Genomic DNA, 19,310 nt, shown 5'->3' with positions numbered 1-19,310 from the left:
TGTACTCCATGAGCCTGGGAAGCCAGCAGGGCAACGCTCACCTGCACTGGCATCTCGCGCCGCTACCGCCGGGAGTGCCCTACGACGAGCAGCAGTTCCACGCCGTCATGCGGACGAACGGCATCGTCACGGTCGACGACGACCGCCAGGCCGCGCTGGCGCACGAGATCCGTCTCCGCATCCACTTCTGACAGGACGTGGCGGCGGGCCTGGGTGGCTCGCTCTTTGCCCGCAATCCTCAAGCGCCGTGGATGCCCTGAGGGCTGATGGCCCGCCAGATCGTCGTGGCGAGTTGGTCGGCCGGTAGTTGGGCGTCGACGATGAGATCGCACTGGTGTCGTGCTGGCTCGACGTGACGACCGTGGGCCTCGCGCCGGTGGCAGAGGTAGTTGGCGAGCAGGACGTGGAGTGGAAAGTCGTCGCGGACGCACTTGCGGTGGATTTTTCGGGCGAGGCGCAGGTCGGCGGGGAGGTCGACGAACACGTCGAACCGGGTGTGTGGCACGGACGGGGTGGTGCGGATGGCGAACAGCCCTTCGGCGATCACGAGGGCGGAGGCGGCCAGCGCGGCGTCGACGTCGGCGTTGACCCTGATGAAGTCGATCGAGCGGGGATCACCGACGTCCAGACGGGGTGTGCCGGTGTCGTCCGGGATCCACACGCCCCGGGCGGGATCGGGGAAGTAGTAGTCGTCCAGATGCAGGACGGTCACCGCCCGATCGGCCCCCAGGGCGGCGGCGATGGTGGTCTTTCCGGCTCCGGCACCTCCTGTCAGGGTCACCAGCTTGCCCGGTTCAGCGGGTCGGATGGCGGGGCCGGGTGAGGTCGCGGGGCGTGTGGTCATGCCACGGCGCCGTCGCGTCGCTGACGCTCCCAGGCGACGACGGACAACTCAGGCTGCCTTCCCGACCGGCGCCGCAACGTCGGTCCTGCTCGAGATGTACGCGAATCGATCATGGGGGAAGATACCGCGTTCCCGGGTGATCCACAGGCCCCTGTCGAGCTGACCCGGTGCTGCCGAGTTCTGCCAGGATGAGGTCCCGAGCCGCCGCGCCGTAGACGGCGGATCCGGCGAGTGCGGCGAATGCGCGCAGATATAGCGAAATCTCCCTCGGTTGGGTCACCGAGATCTCTGCGGACACCGCCTCGACGTGGACAAGGCGTTCATCGAACATGATGAACTGATTCGAAGGCACCAGGTATGGCGCAGCGGCCGGCACGATTCCCAGTCTGATGCGGCTCATCGACATCACCGAGAGCAGGCGATCCAGTTGCCCAGCCATGACGTCCTGGTCCCCGACTCCGGTCTGCAGCGCTTGTTGGGCCAGCACGAAATGAAAGCGGTGGCCTGCCTGGTACAGGACCTGTTGACGCTCCATGCGTGCGGCAACGCCCGCCTCCACGTCGTCTGGTGTCCCGTAGAACGAAGTCACGCGACGCAGGACGGCGGCGGCGTACTCCGCTGTCTGCAGGAGTCCGGGAATCAATACGGGTTCGTACCACCGCATGATCTCTGTCTCCGCTTCCAGAGACAGCGACTTCTCCTGGCGTGCCTTTGTGCCCGTGCGCAGCCGACGCCGCCATTCCACGTACATTGTCTCGATGTCGCGGGCAGCCACGGTGAGGTCGTCGGCCTGATCCTCGGCGCGGCACAGCTGGCACCAGGTCCTGACGTCGTTCTCGGTTGGCGATTGTTTTCCGTACTCGATCTTCGACACTTTGGAGCTGTGCCAACCGGCCAGGTCGGCGAGTCCTCGACCGGTCAGCCCAGCGTCTCGGCGTAGTTCGCGAAGGCGCCTGCCCAGCGTCTCGCGTGCCTGGTGAACAGTACCGGTAGCCAATGTGCTGGTTATCCGGCTGCGTAGTCCGCGTGCGGAATCGCGCGAGACCAAAGATCATCCCGCACATGGATACATCGCTTCACAATCACGGGGTCGCGGGTTTCCACTCCCCCCGCGAAGGCGCCGTCAGACGTGAACGCCGTAAAGACGACACGACTGCGGTCGAACAGCCAGAAGTCGTCCGCGGTGATGTCCGACCCGTTTATTCGGTTGCGCGGCAGCCAGCGGATGTCTTCCCCCGCTGCGATGTTGAGTGGTGCGACGGTCAAACCCCACCGCGTGTAGTCCACGTGTGGGACGGAGACGACGCGGACCCGCTCCACAGACTTGCCGGACCTCGTTGTCACCCGCATCAGGTCCAACCATTCCTCATGCCAGGCGAAGTCGTCCGGCTCGCCAGCCATGAACTTCCGGAACGGCTCGGATTCCTCCGGAGTGTCGTACGTATCCTCGACCTCCAGGTGGAACGCGCTGTGCTCGAACGTCCGGAAGAGGTCTTCGAACAATGGGCCTTGCAGCAGGCGCACTAGCCGTCCTTTCGTCGCAACGCGACCTCGACGCATGTTTCGTGGCCGGGAAGATTCAACCGTGCCGTGATCGCAGGGTCCGTCACCTCAGCCCCAGCCAAGGTGTAGGTGGCGCATTCGCCATGGTCACCGTGCCACCGCCGACCCGTCGCATGCAGCGGTGTCCCCAGTTCGGTGTCGGCCAGGAGGTGCCTGAGTAGAGACTCTGGGATCTCCACGACGCTCAGTGGTTCGTCTGGAACCCTCCAGCCCTGTACCAGATAGGTGTCCCGATCGGTGGCGTACAGCGTGGGGGAGCCGCCACCCTGCGTCTCCTTGCCGAGGAACATCAGGTGCATCCGTGTCTCCTTCGGTCAGAAGTTGCTTCGATTTGCTCACCGTCTCCTAAGGATTTGCCGCTCCTGGTGGTGTGTCAAGGATGCGGCCTTGAGCAAAATCGAGCAAATCTCTTGGGTTACCTAGATCCGATCCATAGCCTCGGTCTGAACGATTCCGCCTACGTCCGGAGGAACGGGATGAGTCTCGTGATCGCCGTAGTGGCCGCGCTCGTGGCCGGGTTCATGGCCGGCCTCTTCATCTTCAAGATCAAGCGGCGATGGTGTCCGATGTGCGGCGCGACGCTGGAGTGTCCGACACACGGCGCGGGCATCCCGCTGTGTCAGACGAACGGGTGACCGATCGGGCGCAGCACCTTCCCTCTCGGCCCCGGTGGGCGTGCCGCGCTTGTGGCCTCGCGTGGCCATGTGCCGACGCTCGGAATGACCTGTCGGAGGAATTCCGCAGGTCCCCAACTTTGCTCCGGATCTACCTGGCGACGAACTACTGCGTCGCGCTGGAAGATCTGGTGTCCGATGCAAGCGCCTCGCCAGCCGTCTTCTACGCACGCTTTCTGGCCTGGGCCTAGTTTGCTGCCGCTGCTAGTCGGCCTGACCGTGCGTGCCGCGTCTGCGTCTGCGCGGCGTCGCGTACTTTTCTTGTCCGCCGAGGCATTGGTCCGGGTCGCAGTGCCCAAGATCGTTTGGGATGCGGCAGAGCAGGCCCCGCCTCGGCGGGCGGGATCGCCCGCCCGCCCGCCGAGGCTTTCCCATCGCTGGCGCTCGCGTCGGCGGCGCGGCGCCGGGTCCATGTCATCCGGTCGGCGGCCTCGCGGCCACCGGTGCCGGGTGCCCGCCCCGGCCGGTCCCGAGTGGACCGGGGCGGGCAGATTCAGGCGGTCACGGCGCGGCGGGCGGGGTCCAGCCCGGGGCCACGTGGCCGATCCGTACCCGTTGCGGGTGATCGCCCACCGCTACGCTGGCCACCCGCTGGCCGGTCGCGAAGCTGATCGCGCTGACCCGGTCGGCGCCGGATTCGGAGATCACGCAGTCCCGGCCGTCCCCGCTGACCGTGGCCCAGTACGGCTTGTCCGCACCGACCAGCGGCCCCGGCGCCAGGGTGGCCCGGTCGACGATCGTGGCGTACTGATCCATCGTCCCGGCCACGCACAGCCTGGTCCCGTCCGGGCTCATCGACAGCCCGTGGTGCCGTGAGTCGTTGACCCAGGTGGTGCGGTCCTCGCTGGTGCCGGGGTTCTTGGGCAGTTCCACGACCCGGGTGATCCGGTCGGTGGCCACGTCGTACTCGACCAGCCCGTTGAAGAACGACACCTGGAAGTACAGGGTGGACTCGTCCGGGGTGAAGACCGCGGGGCGCACGGCGTCGGACAGGTCCCCGCGGCCGAAGGCGTCCAGGCGTGGCCGCATGTCGATCGTCCTGACCCGCCGGAACGTCCGGCCGTCCACGACGGTGAGGTGCCGGTCGCCCTTCGTCCAGTCCCATGCCGGGTCGTCCAGCGCGGTGTCGACGTTGCCGATGGACATGTTCCACAGGTACGCCCCGCCGCCGGTGTAGATGTTCTCGTGCGGCTTGTCGCCCGTGGTGAACGAACCGGCCTGCCGCCCGGTGGTGATGTCCAGGACGTGCACGGTGTTGGTCAGCGACGCCGACACCGCGACCTGAGTGCCGTCCGGGGACACGGCCATGTGGTCGGAGCGGTAGCCCGACACCGGGAACCGCCAACGCAGGGCGCCGGTGGCCAGGTCGATCGAGGCGACGTCGGCGAAGCTGGGCCGCGACACCACCAGCGCGCTGCCGTCTCCGGTGGTGTACATGTCATCGACGAGCTGGTCATGACCCTCCCCGGGTCCCTGCTGGATGCCCAGATAGAAGGCGAGCTTGACGGGGTTGAGGTAGATCTCCCAGAGCCGCTGGTCGCGGTCGGGGACCACGTTGACCCGGCCGAGCCTGGCGTACGCGCCGTGGGAGGCGATCACGTCGACGGTCCCGTCCCAGTTGTTGCCGACGAACATCACCTCCTGCAGCGGGGCCGCGGCGGAGGCGGGGACCGCCCCCGGCGTCAGCACGGTCAGGGCCACGGCCACCAGGGCGGCGGTGAGTCGCCGACGTCTGCGGTGAACATTCATGGCGGCTCCTGAATGGACACGGTTTCGACATTCCGCTGGGCGGCACACGGTGTTACCTTCCGGTAACGAGAAGGAAACAACGGATCGGTGCCCGTCCATAGGCTCCGGGTGCCAATGCCCGGACCTGCCGTTGTGCGAGGGCCACAACGGCACCCCTGCGGAAAGCGGGATCGCGATGGCGACGAGAGAACGGGACGCGTCGATCCGTACGCTGCTGGACGACCTCGTGTCAGACGGCCGGATCCTGGACGAGATGGTCGAGGTGGCCCGGGCGCGCTCGCCGGAGGTGGCCCGGCTGCCGCACCTGGAGAGCCGCCGGCACATCCAGACCCTGCTCTCCACCGCGGTCGCCGCGCTGGATCGCCTGGGGGAGCTGGGTGACCGGGACTTCACCCAGGCCGCCCGGCTCGGCGCCGAACGCGCGGCGCAGGGCGTGCCGATCGGCGCCCTGCTGTACGGCGTGCAGGCCTGCCGGTCCCGGGCCCTGGAGATCGTGGTGAGCCACGGGCGGGCGGCCGGCATCCCCGACGAGGCGCTGCTGGAGGCCGTGCTCGACGTGGACCGCTACGCGGCCACCCTGGAACGGCACGTCATCGAGGGGTACCGGGCAGCGGAGCGGCGACTGGGCCGGGGACACCGGGAGGCGCGTTCGCGGATGCTGCGCCGGCTGTTGCTCGGCGAACACGGCGGGGTGCCACCACACGAGCTGGCCCGCTTCGGGTTGCGCCCGAACGGCCGGTACCACTGTGTCCTCGCCGAACTCGGCGATGTGACCCGGATCAGCCCGGTGGAGCAGTCGCTGTCCGCGCTCGGCGCGGTGGTCGGCACGGTGGACGGCCGGCTCGCCGCGCTGGCCCCGCGCCTGCCCCCGGCGGTAGCGCTGGGCCGTACGGTGCCGGCGGTTGCCGCGCCCGCCCGCCCCCTCGCGGAGATCCGCGCGGTGTACGGCCTGTGCCTGACCGCCCTGCGCACGGCCGTCCGGTACGGCCTGGCCGGGCTGAACGACGTCCTCGACCTGGCCGCGCAGACCGCCCTGACGGCGCAGCCGCTGCTGGCCGAACTGCTGCGCGACGCGCTGCTGGGCGCGCTGCGGCCCGGCGACGATTTCCACCGCGAGCTGGTCGTGACCGCGCTCGGCTACCTGGACCACGGGCTGCGACTGGATCAGACCGCGACGGCGCTGCACGTGCACCCGAACACGGTGCGCTACCGGCTGCGCCGGCTACACGAGATCACCGGTATCCCGGCGCTGGGCGGGGAGCCGGGGGAGCGGGCGGGCGTGCTGGAGACCACCCGCCTGTGGTGGGCGCTGCGGACGTGGTTGGCATGACCGAGTCCACCGAGCGCCGCGAGGGCATGCCCGGCGGTCGGGCGTGTCACGAAGGCCGGACCGTACTCGCCAGTAAATAGATGCTTGACGATGCCTCGCGGGGCGGTCTAGCGTGCCGCGCTATGAGACGTAAATCATTTTCCCGTTCCATTCACGAGTGACGGAGGTGGGTTCCGTATGACACCAATGGATCCGGTGCCGGGTGAGGGACACACCCGCTGGCGCCGCTTCGCGGCGATCCTCGGCCTCAGTGCCGCGGTCACGGGAGTCTCGCTGGCCATGGTCGCCAATGGAGCGGTCGCGGCGGGCTTCACGGTCTCCGGTCAACAGTTCAAGGTGAGCGCCGACGAGCTCGTGGCCACCGGCTTCATCCAGTACGGCACGGTCGACGCGCGCGTCGAGCCGGGCGGCGACAACCAGGTCCCGGAGCCGGTGGCGGTGTCCGCCATGCGCACCGCCACCCTGAAGAACCTCTGCCAGTCCGTGGTCACCGACCTCGGTGACTTCGGCTCCGTCTCGCTGAAGATCCGCGCCGGCACCGGCGGCGACCCGGCCACCGCCCGGGACATGGTCGTGGACATGAGCCAGCTGGACGGCGACGCGAACTTCAGCAACATCCAGATCGGCCGGGACGCGTCCACTCTGGACAAGGGGCCGACCAACGACCCGGCCGAACAGGCCCAGCGGCGTCAGGGCATGTTCAGCCAGCAGGCCGACACGGTCACCATCACCCACCTCAAGCAGGTCGCCTGGGCGACCTCCGCCGGGCAGTTCAACCTGCGTCACCTTTCGCTGCGGCTGCACTGGGGCACCGACGAGTGCTTCTGATCCCCGATGCCTGCATTCCCCGAACGAAGGAGTTCGCGATGCGCCGTTCCCCCACGTCCACCTTGCGCGGCGGCGTGGTGCTCGCCGCCGCGACGATCGTGGCCAGCGCGGGCCTGACGGCGGTATCCGCCGGACCAGCCCTCGCCGCCGCCGGGACCACGGTCAGTCCGGCCGGCCACGCCTTCACGGCCGCGCTCGTGACCGGCACCACGGTCACGTTCACGGTCGGCACGACGACCTCCACCTGCAACCAGTCCGGCAGCTCCGGGACCGTGCCGGCCGAACCGGCCAACAGCAACCCGGCCGGGCCGGTCGTGAACACGCTGGCCCCGGCGTCGTTCTCGAACAACGGTGGCGCATGCCCCACGAACGTCGCGTTCACCACCGCCCGGACGACGTCCAACTCGACCAACGGCGACTGGACGATCTCGTTGCAGTACGACCCGGCTGGCTCGGTGGGGACCATGACGATCCCCCGGGCCGGCTCCATCACGCAGATCTCCGGGCTCGCCTCGTGCACCGCCACGGTCGCGCCGGACGGACCGGTCTCGATCAGTGGTGCCTGGGTCCCGGGTTCCGACACCAGCCCGCCGGTGCTGGACCTCTCGGCCGGGGTCGCGCTGCCGGTGCGGGTGACCGGTGGCCTGGCCTGCCCGACCGGCGCGACCAGCGCGACGCTGAAGGCCCGCTACGCGGTCACCGACACCACCGACCCGGCCCAGCAGATCACCGTCTCGGCCGGACCGGCTGAACCGCCCCCGGCCGCGCGCTGACCCGGGGGTACCCCTATCCGACCGGCTCGGCGGCCACCCGCGTGGCGGCCGCCGGGCCCACGAACGGCACGAGCACCAGGTATGTCAGGTCGGGCAGCCGATCCGGCAGCTCGCCGACCCGGCCGGTGCAGACGTGGTCGTAGACGACGCCGTACACGCCTGCGATCGTCGCCTCGATCACGCCACGCGACACCGGCGGGCGTCGCGCCCGGCGCGGCGCGTCGGCGAAATAGGCCAGGTACGGATTCAGCATCGCCCGGCGGCGGGAGCGGGCCCGGGTGCCCGCGGCGAGCACCTCGACCACCGCCAGCGCGGCGAAGGCCGGTTCAGCCGCCAGCGTCCGCAGCAGCGTGTCCAGTCCCCGGTGGATGCGCCGGGGCCACGGTGCGGGCCGCGCGTACGCCGTGGCCACGGTCTTCTGCAGCAGCTCGACGCCCAGCTCGAGGGCGGCCAGGAAACACGCCTCCTTGTCCGCGAAGTGCTCGTAGAACGCGCGGGTCGACACCCCGGCGGCGGCGCACACGTCGCTCAGCGGCGCGGCGGAGTAGCCGCGTTCGGCCACCGTACGGGCCATCGCGTCGATCAGCCGGTCACGCTGGGTGCGGGCGACGTATTCGCGGGTCAGGTCGTGGCGTCCGCGCGGCAGCCGGCGCTCCGGCGCGGTCGCCGAGCGGGAGCCGGGGATGCGCGGGCGCTCCCGCGTCACGTCGGACACCGGGCCAGCCTAATGGTGATCTAGGGTGGGCGCGTGCGTGACATCGCGGTGTTCTCCGGTAGTGCCCATCCCGAGCTGGCCGCTCAGATCTGCGAGCAGTTGGGGGTGCCGCTGTTACCAGCGAAGATCTCCCGGTTCGCCAACGACTGCATCGAGGTGCAGTTGCAGGGCAACTGCCGGGAGCGGGACGTCTTCCTCATCCAGCCGTTGGTGCCGCCGGTGCAGGAGAACCTCGTCGAGCTGCTGTTCATGCTGGACGCGGCCCGGGGCGCCTCGGCCGGGCGGATCACCGTGGTGCTGCCGCACTATGCGTACGCCCGCAGTGACAAGAAGGACGCCTCGCGCATCTCGATCGGCGGGCGGCTGGTCGCCGACCTGTTGCAGACCGCGGGGGCGCACCGGATCCTCGCGATGACCCTGCACTCGCCGCAGGTGCACGGCTTCTTCAGCGTCCCGGTCGACCACCTGCACGCGCTGCGCGAGCTGGCCCACCACTTCCGCGGGTACGACCTGAGCGACACCGTGGTGGTCTCCCCGGATCTGGGTAACGCCAAGGAGGCGGCGGCGTTCGCGCGCATGCTCGGCATCGAGGTCGCCGCGGGCGCCAAGCAGCGGTACGCGGACGACCGGGTCGTGATCAGCTCCGTGATCGGTGAGGTCGCGGACCGTGACGTCATCGTCCTCGACGACGAGATCGCCAAGGGCAGCACGGTGTTCGAGCTGCTGAACCGGCTGCGGGAGCGTAATGTCCGCAGCGTCCGGGTGGCCTGCACGCACGGGCTGTTCACCGGTGACGCGATCGCCCGGCTGTCGGCCGAGAAGGAGATCAAGGAGATCGTCTGCACCAACACGGTGCCGATCGCGCCGGGTAAGGCCACGGACAAGCTGACGGTGCTGTCGGTGGCTCCGGCGCTGGCCGAGGCGATGCGCCGGATCCACAACGGCGAGTCGGTGAGTGCGCTGTTCGGGTGACCGGCGGGTGCGCGTCCACCCCCACGAACGAGGGGGCTGGCACGTGGTGACGGCTTTGTCGGGACTCCTACCCATCGTGCGAACTAGGGCCGCGACGCTTGCGCCCCAATGAGGACAAAAGCAATATTCCGGTCGGTTAGATAAGGCAGCCGGCCGGAAGGACACGACCTCAGGTGACCCAGGATCCTGCAAGCGGTGCCGCGCCAGCGGACACCGGCGGTCCGTCGACCCTGGATCTGAGCGGCCGGTGCGTCGGTGGCTCGTACCTCCTCGTCGAACCCATCGGGCACGGCGGCACCGGGCGGGTGTGGCGCGGCGTCGACCGCGCCACCGGCGCACCGGTCGCCGTCAAGGTCCTCTACGAAGGGCTACACCACCAGCCGAAACGGGTCTCCCGCTTCGTGCAGGAACGCACCATCCTGCTGATGCTGCGCCACCCCAACGTCGTCCGGGTGCGCGACCTGATCAGCCTGGGGGAGACCCTGGCGCTGGTCATGGACCTGGTGCCGGGCGGCAGCCTGCGCGACCACCTCCGCGAGCACCGTACGGTGGCACCGGGCGAGGCGGCGCGGCTGACGGCCCAGATCGCCGGAGCCCTCGCCGAGGCGCACGGACTCGGGGTGGTGCACCGCGACCTCAAGCCGGACAACATCCTGCTGGAGACCGAGGACGGGCGGCTGCGTACGCGGCTCACCGACTTCGGCATCGCCCGGATGCTCACCACTCCCAGCCTCACCATGCCGCACGCGGTCGTCGGCACCCCGCACTACATGGCGCCGGAGTCGTTCCACGCGGTGCCCGCCAGCCCCGCCGCGGACGTGTACGCGCTCGGCGTGCTGCTCTACGAACTGCTCACCGGCCATCCGCCGTACGAGGGTGATTCGGTACCGGAGCTTATGCGGCAGCATCAGGCGGGGCTGCCGGTGCGCCATCCCGGCATCCCGGATCCACTGTGGGAGGTCATCCGGCGCTGCCTGCAGCTGGAACCCCGCTCGCGGCCCGCCGCCACCGACCTCGTCGCGACGCTCGAAGCCTGGGCCACAACGGGACACCCGGCTGCTTCGGCTGGCCCGAAGGCTGGTTCGAGTGCTCTGGTGGATCCGGCGGCGCCCACCCTGGTCGCGTCGGCGCTGCCGTCGGTGCTGCTGCCCGTGCCGCGTCGCTCAGAGCCGGCCGCGGACCGGCGCTGGGCCCGCCCGCTGGTGGCGGTCATGCTGGTGGTGGGCGGTGTCATGGTCGCTGCCGGCGTCACCACGACCGCGTCGCGGCTGGGCCGTGCCGACGGCGGGATCGGGGACGCCGTGCTGGCCGGGCCGGACACCGTGGAACCGGCGCGGTCGCGGGCCGCCGCGCCGTCGAAGGGTCGTTCGACCGTCGACCGCCCTGCCGGTGCCGCGCCGCCGCCCAAGTCGGTGCGCGGCCGCGCGGCCCGCCGCGAGATCGAAGCCGCGGTCACCCGTTCCGTGCCCGTCCCGGCGCGCACCGCCAGCACTGCGGGACCGAGTTCCGCAGCGTCGTCCCGTCCACCCCACCGGCTGCCCGAGGGCGGATCGTACGGGCCGCAGCGGTGCCGGCAGGACGTCCGGTCCGCCGTACCGGTCCCGATCGTCGTGCGGGCCTGTTTCGCCCTCGGCGCCGACGTGCAGGTGCGGGGCGAGCTGAGCGCGCCCGCGGGTGGGCGGGCGGGCATGGTGGCGTTCCTCGTGGACGCCGACACGGGCCGCCCGGCCGGCGGTGTGAAGGACTGCAAGCGGGCGCGCGACGGCGACCCCGGGACCCTGCGGACCTGCGGGCCCACCGGGCTGAACCCGCCGCGTGGGCACCGGTATCAGGTCGTGGTGTGGTGGCAGTACCGCCGCCGTGGCGGCGGGGAGAGCGGCCGCAGCGTCAGCGATGTCTTCGCCTGGTAAGGGGCGGGGTGTCTGATTCCGCCCCGACCGGCAGAAACGGGGCGCGGCCCCGCGACCCGGTGCCCCGGGTGAGTGGTGGCGCCGCGCCTACGGTTCCTCGGACCTGCGGCGCAGTTCCTCCTCGCGCTGCCGCAGGTCGGCTTCCCAGCGCCGGAGCAGTTCCTCGTCCTGCTGGCGGGAGCGGGCGAGGCCGCCGAGGAACTCCGGGTCGTCGTCCGGCGCGACCGGCCGCGACCGGGGCCGGGGCCGCTCGTTCTCGGGAAAGCCGCTGCCGGGCCGCCACACCTGGCCGTTGCTGAGGCGTACGGGCCGTGGGGGCCGGCCGGCGACGAACCACGCGATCGCGCCGATCGGTGAGAAGACCAGGATCAGCAGTACCCACACTCCGCGGGGCAGTGCCCTGATCGCGTACTCCTCGGCGGACAGGCAGTCGATCAGCGCCACGACCAGCAGGGCCAGGTCGAGCAACGCGAACAGCGAGTAGAGCCGGATCATGGCGACGATGATGGCAGAGTCGCGCCGGGCGCGGGGCCCTGGTGTCGCTCCAGGGCCCCGCGCTCGGTGGGGAGACGGCCCGGCGGCGTGGTGGCCGCCGCCGGACCGCGTTGGGGATCAGCCGAGCGCGTCGACCAGCGCGGGCAGATAACCGTACGTGTAGCCCTGCTGGTTGGGGTGGAACGAGTTGGTCGGCGGGATCACCGTGAGGCCGTTGATCCACGCGTCGCTCGCGCAGATGCCGTGACCCTCGAAGTCCCCGCGGACCTCGGCGTACCTGAAGCCGGCCGCACGGGCGCGGTCACGGATGATGTCGTTGAGGTCGTTGTCCCCGGCGTTGATCATTTTGCGCTTGGCGATGCTCATGCCCGCGAAGCCGCAGTCCTCGGACGTGGTGTCGAACAGCACCGGGTAACCCAGCACGACGATCTCGGCGTTCGGTGCGTGCGCGCGGATGTCCCGGTAGGCGGTGTCGAGTTTGCCGGGAAGGACGTCGCGGACGTAGTCGTGCGCGACGTCCACGATCGACTTGCAGCCGCTGTCGGACAGCACGGTGCAGGAGAGGACGACCGGTCCGAAGCCCGCGTCGTTGCCGCCGATCGTGACGGTGGCCAGATCGGTCTTGTCGTTCAAGGCACCCAACTGGGTGAGCCGCAGGATGTCGATGGTGGCGCCATAGCACGAGACATTCGTGAAGGACTTGGGATTGTTCTTCGCGGCCCACTGCGCCGGGTAGGCCCAGGAGCCGCGCAGGCACAGCCCGTTCTGGTCAGGCGCGCCGGCGCCGGACGTGTAGGAGTCGCCGAGGGCGACGTAGTCGGTGTTCTCGTAGGTGGCCGCTGCCTGGGCGGGGGCTGCGGTCAAGGCGGTCATCAGGGTCGTCGTGACGAGGCAGGCCAGGACGGATAGGCGTCTGCTCATCGGTGGGCCTCCGGATCCGCGATGGGATGGGGGCCGAAGCGCTCCGGTTACCGCAGGGTAAGTCAAGGCCGTGGAGGAAAGAAACACGGTGACATTCGTGTTACCTCGTAGTAACATCCGTCGATGTCAGCTGCATCTATGTCATGCAGTCCTGTTATGTGTGCGAATAGCGGCGTACTCTCACCGGCCTTGCAGCCGGTCTTCAGCGTGCGCACAACTTCGGCCGTTAACTTTCAGAACATGGATGCAGAACGAGCCACCCGGATCGTCGAGACGCTGCAGGCCCGCAACGTTTTCGCCCATGTGAAATTGCCGCATGCCGGCCTCACCCGGCACGGCATCCGCATCGTCCTGCCCGGCGGCCGCGAGGCGATCTGGGACACCGACGGTACGGCCGGACTCGAAGCCCAGGTCATGCGCGACGGCATGCTGGTCGGCTTCGTGCCCTCCATCCCGGGATCGGAGAACTTCGGCGACGCTCAGATCGTCGAGGCCATCGCCACGGCGGACTACGACCGGGCAGGTGCGGGCAGCCGCCCGGCGACGCCGCCAGACCGGGTCGCAGCGGCGCAGCGTCCCGCCCCGGCTCCGGCCGCGCCGAGCCCGCTCAGCCTCGCCGCACGCCTGCGACGGACCTTCCGCGACTGACTCCCCGGGGGGGCGAGGTCACGCGGGCCGGGGTCAGCCGACCCCGGCCCGCGTGTCGCCGGCGGGCAGCACCCGGCCCTGGGCGTCCTTGGCGGTCAGCCTGGTCAGCTTCGTGTCCGGCGTGACGTCGCGCGGCCGGAACCAGAAGACCGTGACCGACGGGTCCTCGCTCCACGCCGCCATCCCCGCGGTCACCATGCGCCCGCCCGCGCGGGCGGTGATGGTCGCCGGTGATCCGACGTAGTAGCCGAAGGCCAGCGTCGTCCCGGCGTCGATGGTCATCGCGCTGGTCACGGAGTGGAAGCCCGGAGTCCGGTCGGAACCCTCCACGTCGTTGGCCATGACCCCGGCCCTCAGGGACCCGTCGGTGGAGCGGCGCCCCAGCTGAAACCCGAAATGGATGCCGGATTGGCCCGGAACTTCCACGGGTTGTGCGTAGATCACCCATTCGGCGGCGCCGGCCTTCACCCCGGTGGGCATGACCGTACCCAGCACGTGGCCGTCCGGTGCGTTCACGACCTGGGCGGGATTGTCCGGTGCCCGGGACGGGGGGCCGCCTGCCAGGCGGGCCACCTGGCTGCCGCCGATCAACAAAACGCCGACCGCGAACGCGGAGGCGGCACCCACGGTGAGGCGGCGCCGGCGGCGCAGCCGCCCCCCGGTCGCCATGACCTGATCCAGGTCGATGACCCGGGGCGCGAAGCCCGGCGGCGACTGCAACGCGTCGCGCAGGTCGTCGAGGTCGGTCATCGGCGTACTCCGCTCTCCTGATTCCGTCGTTGGCCCGGCACGGGCGAGTCCACCGCGACCCGCAGCTTGGCCAGGCCCCGCGAGTTGAGGCTCTTGACGGTGCCGAGGGACAGGTTCAGTTCCCGTGCCACCTCGGCTTCCGGCAGATCGACGTAGTGTCGCAACACGATCACTGCCCGTTCCCGTGGTGAGAGCACGTCAAGCGCGCTGATCAGCCAGCGCCGCCGGGTCACCTCGTCGGCGAGGTCACGCGGGACCGGCCCCTCGGGCAACTGCTCGGTGGCGTACTCGCGCAGGGGGCGGCGCCACTTGTCGGTGACCAGGTTGGCCAGCACCGTGCGGGCATACGCGTACGCGTCGCGGCGGCGGACCCGCGCCCACGCCGCGTACGTGCGCACCAGCGCGGCCTGCGCCGCTTCCTCCGCCTCGTGCCGGTCGCCGGTCAGCAGGAACGCCACGTGCTGCAGCCGCGCCGAGCTCGCGGTCGCGAACTCGACGAACTCCTCGTCACCGCGCGCCATGCGCTGCCGTCTCTGCCACGGCCGCAACTACGAGCGAGCACCCCGAAAGGTTGCCGTTCGCGGCGGCAACTTTTCGCCGCGACCACCCGTCTCGATCTGCGCACCACACCACCCGATCATCGAGGAGGGGATCCACCCCATGAAAAGCACGAGGACCCGCTGGCTGTACGCGGGCGGCTCGGCCGTGGCCTGCGCCGCCGTGATCGCCGTCGGCACGGTGGCCGCCCACGCCGGGATGACCGGCCGGACGGGTGCCGGGGCTGCCGGAGCCGGCCCGGCCCCGTCCGTGTCGGCCGTGCCGGTGCCGTCGACGAGCGCAGCACCGGGGCGGCCCGACCCCAACCCGCTGAAGCCCAAGCCCCTCGGTGAGGTCATCGACGGTGGCATCGCCGCCCGCGAGGGCACCTGGGTGTTCTACGGCGTGCCCGTCACGGAGAAGGCCCTGCCCAAGGTGCATTTCGGGGTGATGGCCGGTCGCCGCCTGCCCGGCGGCGCGCTCACCGCGGACGTCATGACCAACGAGGTCACCGGCTCCGACCGGGCGCCCGGCTTCCACGCCGTGCAGGCCGGGATGGGCATCGAGGCGGGCCAGTCGCCCGCTTTCGGGTACTACGTCGGCCCCGCGGCCCGGATCACCGCCCGCGCGGGCGGGCGTACGGTCACCGCGCATCAGGCGCGGTGGAGCGAGGACCGCTCCGTGGTCGTGTTCTGGTTCGACCCGGCCACGCCGGGGATCAGCCGGCTGGCCGCGTACGGCTCCGGTGGCCGCACGCTGCCCACGGGCAACGCCGGGGTCGGGGTCGGCTAGGTCCAGACCTCGCGGATCCGCGCCACAGCCTCGGCCGCCTGCGCCCGCCCCGCCTCGGCGGCGGGCGCACGGCGGGCGGGGTCGAGCGCGTTGCGCCCGATCGCCCGCACCGCGGCGGCGTTCGGGCTGACGACGACGGAGCGCACTGCCGGGCCCAGCGCGGCGGCCTGGGCGTCCGGGCGGCCCGCGCGGCGGGCGGACCGGGTCATCGGCGCGATCACCACGACCCGCTCATGTCCCTTGGCGAGGTCGACGTTGGCCACCGACCGCACCCCGCCGTCGACGTAGCGGGTCCCGTTCACGGTCGTCGGGGGCCAGACCAGCGGCACCGAGCAGCTCGCCGCGACCGCGTCGATCAGGGAGACGCCGCTGTCACGGTCGAAGACCACGACCTCGCCGGTCTCGGCGGCGACCGCGGGGATGAGCAGCGGGGTGGCGGGCCACTCGTCCGTGCTGATCCGCTGCGCGATCACCGCGCGCCGTTCGGCCTCCGGCACGGTGCGCGCGCGCAACGCGGCCCGGCCGATCCGGGCACGGCCCTGGCGGCCGTCGCCGGGCCAGAGCCCGGCGACCGCGAAGTGCAGGATCACCTTTGCGCCGACCTTCGCCGCGAGCTCCCGGGTGACGGCGGCGCGCTGGGCGGCGTACATGTCTGCCAGGCCGGCGCCCGTGGTCACCTGGGCGGCCACCACCGAGCCCGCCGAGGTGCCCACGAACAGGTCGGCGCCGGTCAGGTCGAGGCCGTGCTCGGCGAGGCCGTACAACAGGCCGATCTCCCAGGCGACGCCGGTGACGCCGCCTCCACCCAGCACCAGTGCCCTGCGGTCACCCGTCATGGCGCCATCCAAGCACGACGATCGACGATCCACCACCGGGCAGGGCGTGGTCACCCTGGGTGCGCGTCAGGAGCCGACCGGGTGGACATCGGGACCGAACAGTCCGCGGTAGACGTCGGCCGAGCCCGTGTTGCGGGTGCAGGCGGCGTCGACCCGGAACAGGCTGGACTGGACGCCCCCGCGGTCACAGTTGGAGAAGTACGCCTCGTACGCCAGATGCGGCGCCCGCGCGGCGAACCAGTCGTGCATCCAGCGGACGAACTCCGGATTGTCCCGCCCCGCGTCGCCGGTCGGCACCACGCCCCACTCGCCCACGGCGAACGGCTTGCCGTGCCGGAGGGCGAATTCGTACAGCCAGGTGAGGCCCTCGGGGCGGGCCGCGACGCGGTCGAAGTCGGCCTTCGTGGGCGACCACGGATAGTGGTCGTAGTTGTCGATGCCGACGATGTCGACGTACTTGTCGCCGGGGTAGCAGTTGGTGCTCAGCCCGCCGCAGAGGTGAGGCGGGGTGTTGTGCGCGTTGATGGTCCAGTCGAACACCACGGCGGGGTTGGTGGCGCGGAGGGCGTCGGCGGCGTGGCGGTAACAGGCGATCCAGGTCTGCGGGTCGCGCCCGCCCCACGGGCTCGTGCGCTCGTTGAATTCCCAGCCCAGCCGCACGATCGAGTCGCCCCGGCCGTGCTGGACCATGAGGTTGCCGAAGTTGCGCCACGACTGGTCGAACTCGCCGCGTGCGCAGGCCGGCAGCGCGGCCTCGCCGCCGATCGGCACCAGGCCCTGGGAGATGACCAGCACCCCGTCGAAGTCCGCGAAGTACTCGAAGGTCCATCCCGTGCCGCTGGTCATGGACTCGTAGGAGGTGCGGTCGGTGTAGGTCTGTGCGACCCGGCAGGGCCGGCCGCGCGCGGCGCAGAACTGCGCCACGCTCGTGGCGTCCAGCACGGGGTCGCCGTTGACGCCGGACAGGCCGTTCGGTCCGGGCCAGGCGCCGGCGGCCCGGGGGAGAGCCAGCAGGTTGTGCGCCGAGCGCTGCGGCGGTGTGGTGGCGGGTACGCCGGTCGGCGCGGACGCGGGCGGCTGCGAGGCGGTGCGGGTGGGCGGTGGGGGAACAGCGCCGGTGTTGCTGGTCTCGGCCTTCGTCTGCACGGCGGTCGCCGCGCCCAGCCCGAGCAGGGCGATGAGCACCGTGCCCGTCGCGATCCAGAGGGAGCGCCGACGGGACGCGGGCTGGCTGGCCATGCGGAAGAGACCTCCGGGTGGACGTGCGGGCTGCTGGCTGCCGGACGCCGTCCCCGTGGGCGGGGCCGGCGACCCGGTGCGGGGCCCGCTGGTCCGGGCGCCGTTGCCACCGAGGGTAGCCGCCGCGGGCTTGCCCCTCTGCCCCTCCACCTGCGCCGGTGGCGTGTCGCGCGCCACGGTGAACCCGGACGCGCGGTTCCGGAACCACGGGATTCAGAAATCTGGCGTTAACGTGGCATTGACAATCGTGACTCACGCCCCGGATGCTGAGAGCGCTCTCACGGCCGTGAAGCATCGTCCCGCCACCGCCGGCGCTCCGTCCCCGCGCCGGCGGACCCGACGTTGCCAGGGAGTCCACCGTGTTCGAGCAACCTCGCCAGCCCCGCCGACGCCGCCTAGCGGCAGCCGCCGCCGCCCTCGCGGTCGCGGCCAGCGCCGCCGTCACCGCGGTCACGACGACCGGCGCCGAGGCCGCGGTCGCGGCCGACACCCTCCCGCTGACCATCGCCAACCAGTCCGGTCGCGGCGAGCAGGTGTACGTCTACAACATCGGCACCCTGCTCAGCACCGGCCAGCAGGGCTGGGCCGATGCGAGCGGCACCTTCCACCCCTGGCCCGGCGGCGGCTCACCACCGGTGGACGCACCGGACGCCTCGATCACCGGGCCCGCCGCCGGTGCCAGCCTCACGATCCGGATGCCGAAATTCTCCGGGCGCGTCTACTTCTCGTACGGCCGCAAGCTCGTCTTCAAACTCGCCACCGGCGGCCTCGTCCAGCCCGCGGTGCAGAGCCCCACCGATCCCAACGCGGACACGCTGTTCAACTGGACCGAATACACGCTCAACGACGACGGGTTGTGGATCAACAGCACCCAGGTCGACATGTTCTCCGCCCCGTACCAGGTCGGGCTGACCAGGCCCGATGGCGCCACCGTCACCACCGGAAAGCTCAAGCCCGGCGGCTACCGGGCGTTCTTCTCCGCGTTGCGGGCCCAGCCCGGCGGCTGGGCGGGCCTGGTCCGTACCCGCGCCGACGGCACCGTGCTGCGGGCGCTGGCCCCCGGCCACGGCATCGAGGCCGGTGCTCTGCCGGGGAACCTGCTGGACGACTACGTCAACCGGGTCTGGGACCGGTACCGCACCGAGACCCTCACCGTCGCCCCGTTCGCCGACCAGCCCGGCATCGAGTACCACGGCAAGGTGACCGGCGACGTCCTGAACTTCACGAACACGGCCGGGCAGGTCGTCACCACATTCGGCAAGCCGGACTCGGACAGCATCCTGGGCTGCTACAAGCTGCTCGACGCCCCCAACGACCTGGTCCGGGGCCCGATCTCGCGGACCCTGTGCGCCGGGTTCAACCGGGGCACGCTGCTGTCCAGTGCGGACCAGCCGTACAACGAGGCGGGCGAGTTCTACGCCGACGACGTCACCAACGAGTACGCCCGCCTGGTCCACGCGCACATGGCGGACGGCCGGGCGTACGCATTCGCCTTCGACGACGTCGGTGCCCACGAGTCGCTCGTGCACGACGGCAACCCCCAGCGCGCGGCCATCACGCTCGACCCGCTCGACTGAGCGTCGCACCGGGAGCAGGGCCGGCTCAGATCCGGCCCTGCTCGCGTCGGCGCCACGGCGGTGCTGGCCGTCGGTCTCGCGACCCGCGTCTTCCGCTGGGAACCGCGACGCTGACCACGCCACGCCGGACCCTGCCCCGGCTGCGCGGCGGCATCCA

The 19,310-nt window shown here is 71.0% G+C and carries 22 protein-coding genes; 10 read left to right on the top strand and 12 right to left on the bottom strand.

Going from position 1 to position 19,310, the window contains the following annotated elements:
* Nucleotides 1-8 precede the first annotated feature (8 nt).
* Complete coding sequence (locus tag ACMCNO_RS25115) at nt 9-191, top strand: hypothetical protein (RefSeq protein ID WP_412751904.1); 183 nt, start codon at nt 9-11, stop codon at nt 189-191.
* A gap of 47 nt (nt 192-238) precedes the next feature.
* On the opposite strand, the gene ACMCNO_RS25110 is transcribed toward ACMCNO_RS25115, so the two are convergent.
* The 4 genes from ACMCNO_RS25110 to ACMCNO_RS25095 form a co-directional block, all read right to left on the bottom strand.
* Nucleotides 239-844 carry a uridine kinase gene (locus ACMCNO_RS25110; protein WP_412751903.1) on the bottom strand — a complete coding sequence of 202 codons (606 nt, stop codon included), beginning with the start codon at nt 842-844 and terminating at the stop codon, nt 239-241.
* 109 nt (nt 845-953) lie between these two features.
* On the bottom strand, nt 954-1,841 hold the full coding sequence (locus ACMCNO_RS25105) for a helix-turn-helix domain-containing protein (RefSeq protein ID WP_412751902.1): 888 nt from the start codon (nt 1,839-1,841) through the stop codon (nt 954-956).
* Between the two features lie 8 nt (nt 1,842-1,849).
* Nucleotides 1,850-2,368, bottom strand: coding sequence for a DUF6879 family protein (locus tag ACMCNO_RS25100; RefSeq protein WP_412751901.1), 519 nt, complete (start codon nt 2,366-2,368; stop codon nt 1,850-1,852).
* Entirely contained in the window at nt 2,368-2,706 is a 339-nt protein-coding gene (locus ACMCNO_RS25095) for a hypothetical protein (protein ID WP_412751900.1), read from the bottom strand. The genes ACMCNO_RS25100 and ACMCNO_RS25095 overlap by 1 nt, the downstream gene beginning before the upstream one ends.
* A 177-nt stretch (nt 2,707-2,883) precedes the next feature.
* On the opposite strand from ACMCNO_RS25095, the gene ACMCNO_RS25090 reads away from it, so the two are divergent.
* Nucleotides 2,884-3,042 (top strand): hypothetical protein, encoded by a 159-nt coding sequence (locus tag ACMCNO_RS25090; protein ID WP_412751899.1) that lies wholly within the window; start codon nt 2,884-2,886, stop codon nt 3,040-3,042.
* 540 nt (nt 3,043-3,582) lie between these two features.
* Here the strand turns inward: ACMCNO_RS25090 and ACMCNO_RS25085 are convergent.
* Entirely contained in the window at nt 3,583-4,830 is a 1,248-nt protein-coding gene (locus tag ACMCNO_RS25085) for a YncE family protein (protein WP_412751898.1), read from the bottom strand.
* A gap of 175 nt (nt 4,831-5,005) precedes the next feature.
* Here ACMCNO_RS25085 and ACMCNO_RS25080 point away from each other — a divergent pair, with 175 nt between their 5' ends.
* From ACMCNO_RS25080 to ACMCNO_RS25070, 3 genes are all read left to right on the top strand, one after another.
* Complete coding sequence (locus ACMCNO_RS25080; RefSeq protein ID WP_412751897.1) at nt 5,006-6,160, top strand: PucR family transcriptional regulator; 1,155 nt, start codon at nt 5,006-5,008, stop codon at nt 6,158-6,160.
* Nucleotides 6,161-6,337: 177 nt separating this feature from the next.
* Nucleotides 6,338-6,988 (top strand): DUF6230 family protein, encoded by a 651-nt coding sequence (locus ACMCNO_RS25075; RefSeq protein ID WP_412751896.1) that lies wholly within the window; start codon nt 6,338-6,340, stop codon nt 6,986-6,988.
* A 38-nt stretch (nt 6,989-7,026) separates the two neighbouring features.
* Complete coding sequence (locus ACMCNO_RS25070; RefSeq protein WP_412751895.1) at nt 7,027-7,761, top strand: hypothetical protein; 735 nt, start codon at nt 7,027-7,029, stop codon at nt 7,759-7,761.
* A 13-nt stretch (nt 7,762-7,774) separates the two neighbouring features.
* Here the strand turns inward: ACMCNO_RS25070 and ACMCNO_RS25065 are convergent, their stop codons facing one another.
* On the bottom strand, nt 7,775-8,476 hold the full coding sequence (locus tag ACMCNO_RS25065; RefSeq protein WP_412751894.1) for a TetR/AcrR family transcriptional regulator: 702 nt from the start codon (nt 8,474-8,476) through the stop codon (nt 7,775-7,777).
* 33 nt (nt 8,477-8,509) lie between these two features.
* On the opposite strand from ACMCNO_RS25065, the gene ACMCNO_RS25060 reads away from it, so the two are divergent.
* Nucleotides 8,510-9,448, top strand: coding sequence for a ribose-phosphate diphosphokinase (locus ACMCNO_RS25060; protein WP_412751893.1), 939 nt, complete (start codon nt 8,510-8,512; stop codon nt 9,446-9,448).
* 173 nt (nt 9,449-9,621) lie between these two features.
* Nucleotides 9,622-11,358, top strand: coding sequence for a protein kinase domain-containing protein (locus ACMCNO_RS25055; RefSeq protein ID WP_412751892.1), 1,737 nt, complete (start codon nt 9,622-9,624; stop codon nt 11,356-11,358).
* Between the two features lie 87 nt (nt 11,359-11,445).
* Here the strand turns inward: ACMCNO_RS25055 and ACMCNO_RS25050 are convergent, their stop codons facing one another.
* Nucleotides 11,446-11,853, bottom strand: coding sequence for a PLD nuclease N-terminal domain-containing protein (locus ACMCNO_RS25050; protein WP_412751891.1), 408 nt, complete (start codon nt 11,851-11,853; stop codon nt 11,446-11,448).
* A 117-nt stretch (nt 11,854-11,970) separates the two neighbouring features.
* Nucleotides 11,971-12,774, bottom strand: a complete 804-nt coding sequence (locus tag ACMCNO_RS25045; RefSeq protein ID WP_412751890.1) for an SGNH/GDSL hydrolase family protein — start codon at nt 12,772-12,774, stop codon at nt 11,971-11,973.
* A 240-nt stretch (nt 12,775-13,014) separates the two neighbouring features.
* Between ACMCNO_RS25045 and ACMCNO_RS25040 the strand changes: the two genes are divergently transcribed.
* Complete coding sequence (locus tag ACMCNO_RS25040) at nt 13,015-13,422, top strand: hypothetical protein (protein WP_412751889.1); 408 nt, start codon at nt 13,015-13,017, stop codon at nt 13,420-13,422.
* Between the two features lie 33 nt (nt 13,423-13,455).
* Here ACMCNO_RS25040 and ACMCNO_RS25035 read toward each other — a convergent pair whose 3' ends face one another.
* Both ACMCNO_RS25035 and ACMCNO_RS25030 read right to left on the bottom strand, forming a co-directional pair.
* Complete coding sequence (locus tag ACMCNO_RS25035; RefSeq protein ID WP_412751888.1) at nt 13,456-14,172, bottom strand: hypothetical protein; 717 nt, start codon at nt 14,170-14,172, stop codon at nt 13,456-13,458.
* Nucleotides 14,169-14,693 carry a SigE family RNA polymerase sigma factor gene (locus tag ACMCNO_RS25030; RefSeq protein WP_412751887.1) on the bottom strand — a complete coding sequence of 175 codons (525 nt, stop codon included), beginning with the start codon at nt 14,691-14,693 and terminating at the stop codon, nt 14,169-14,171. The genes ACMCNO_RS25035 and ACMCNO_RS25030 overlap by 4 nt, the downstream gene beginning before the upstream one ends.
* A gap of 139 nt (nt 14,694-14,832) precedes the next feature.
* Between ACMCNO_RS25030 and ACMCNO_RS25025 the strand changes: the two genes are divergently transcribed.
* Nucleotides 14,833-15,501 carry a hypothetical protein gene (locus ACMCNO_RS25025; protein WP_412751886.1) on the top strand — a complete coding sequence of 223 codons (669 nt, stop codon included), beginning with the start codon at nt 14,833-14,835 and terminating at the stop codon, nt 15,499-15,501.
* Here the strand turns inward: ACMCNO_RS25025 and ACMCNO_RS25020 are convergent.
* On the bottom strand, nt 15,498-16,337 hold the full coding sequence (locus ACMCNO_RS25020) for a patatin-like phospholipase family protein (protein ID WP_412751885.1): 840 nt from the start codon (nt 16,335-16,337) through the stop codon (nt 15,498-15,500). The genes ACMCNO_RS25025 and ACMCNO_RS25020 overlap by 4 nt on opposite strands.
* Nucleotides 16,338-16,403: 66 nt before the next feature.
* Entirely contained in the window at nt 16,404-17,576 is a 1,173-nt protein-coding gene (locus ACMCNO_RS25015) for a glycoside hydrolase family 26 protein (RefSeq protein WP_412751884.1), read from the bottom strand.
* 359 nt (nt 17,577-17,935) lie between these two features.
* On the opposite strand from ACMCNO_RS25015, the gene ACMCNO_RS25010 reads away from it, so the two are divergent.
* Entirely contained in the window at nt 17,936-19,153 is a 1,218-nt protein-coding gene (locus ACMCNO_RS25010; protein WP_412751883.1) for a glycoside hydrolase family 64 protein, read from the top strand.
* The last annotated feature ends 157 nt before the right edge of the window (nt 19,154-19,310 follow it).

It is taken from the genome of Krasilnikovia sp. M28-CT-15, assembly GCF_047159595.1.
Classification (GTDB): domain Bacteria; phylum Actinomycetota; class Actinomycetes; order Mycobacteriales; family Micromonosporaceae; genus Actinoplanes.
This window is presented reverse-complemented; position numbering and strand designations above follow the sequence as displayed.

Bases quoted from the DNA above. Each gene is read 5' to 3' on its own strand.
- ACMCNO_RS25115 (WP_412751904.1), top strand. From the start codon at position 9: ATGAGCCTGGGAAGCCAGCAGGGCAACGCTCACCTGCACTGGCATCTC.
- ACMCNO_RS25110 (WP_412751903.1), bottom strand. From the start codon at position 844: ATGACCACACGCCCCGCGACCTCACCCGGCCCCGCCATCCGACCCGCT.
- ACMCNO_RS25095 (WP_412751900.1), bottom strand. From the start codon at position 2,706: ATGCACCTGATGTTCCTCGGCAAGGAGACGCAGGGTGGCGGCTCCCCC.
- ACMCNO_RS25090 (WP_412751899.1), top strand. From the start codon at position 2,884: ATGAGTCTCGTGATCGCCGTAGTGGCCGCGCTCGTGGCCGGGTTCATG.
- ACMCNO_RS25085 (WP_412751898.1), bottom strand. From the start codon at position 4,830: ATGAATGTTCACCGCAGACGTCGGCGACTCACCGCCGCCCTGGTGGCC.
- ACMCNO_RS25080 (WP_412751897.1), top strand. From the start codon at position 5,006: ATGGCGACGAGAGAACGGGACGCGTCGATCCGTACGCTGCTGGACGAC.
- ACMCNO_RS25075 (WP_412751896.1), top strand. From the start codon at position 6,338: ATGACACCAATGGATCCGGTGCCGGGTGAGGGACACACCCGCTGGCGC.
- ACMCNO_RS25070 (WP_412751895.1), top strand. From the start codon at position 7,027: ATGCGCCGTTCCCCCACGTCCACCTTGCGCGGCGGCGTGGTGCTCGCC.
- ACMCNO_RS25050 (WP_412751891.1), bottom strand. From the start codon at position 11,853: ATGATCCGGCTCTACTCGCTGTTCGCGTTGCTCGACCTGGCCCTGCTG.
- ACMCNO_RS25045 (WP_412751890.1), bottom strand. From the start codon at position 12,774: ATGAGCAGACGCCTATCCGTCCTGGCCTGCCTCGTCACGACGACCCTG.
- ACMCNO_RS25040 (WP_412751889.1), top strand. From the start codon at position 13,015: ATGGATGCAGAACGAGCCACCCGGATCGTCGAGACGCTGCAGGCCCGC.
- ACMCNO_RS25035 (WP_412751888.1), bottom strand. From the start codon at position 14,172: ATGACCGACCTCGACGACCTGCGCGACGCGTTGCAGTCGCCGCCGGGC.
- ACMCNO_RS25030 (WP_412751887.1), bottom strand. From the start codon at position 14,693: ATGGCGCGCGGTGACGAGGAGTTCGTCGAGTTCGCGACCGCGAGCTCG.
- ACMCNO_RS25025 (WP_412751886.1), top strand. From the start codon at position 14,833: ATGAAAAGCACGAGGACCCGCTGGCTGTACGCGGGCGGCTCGGCCGTG.
- ACMCNO_RS25020 (WP_412751885.1), bottom strand. From the start codon at position 16,337: ATGACGGGTGACCGCAGGGCACTGGTGCTGGGTGGAGGCGGCGTCACC.
- ACMCNO_RS25015 (WP_412751884.1), bottom strand. From the start codon at position 17,576: ATGGCCAGCCAGCCCGCGTCCCGTCGGCGCTCCCTCTGGATCGCGACG.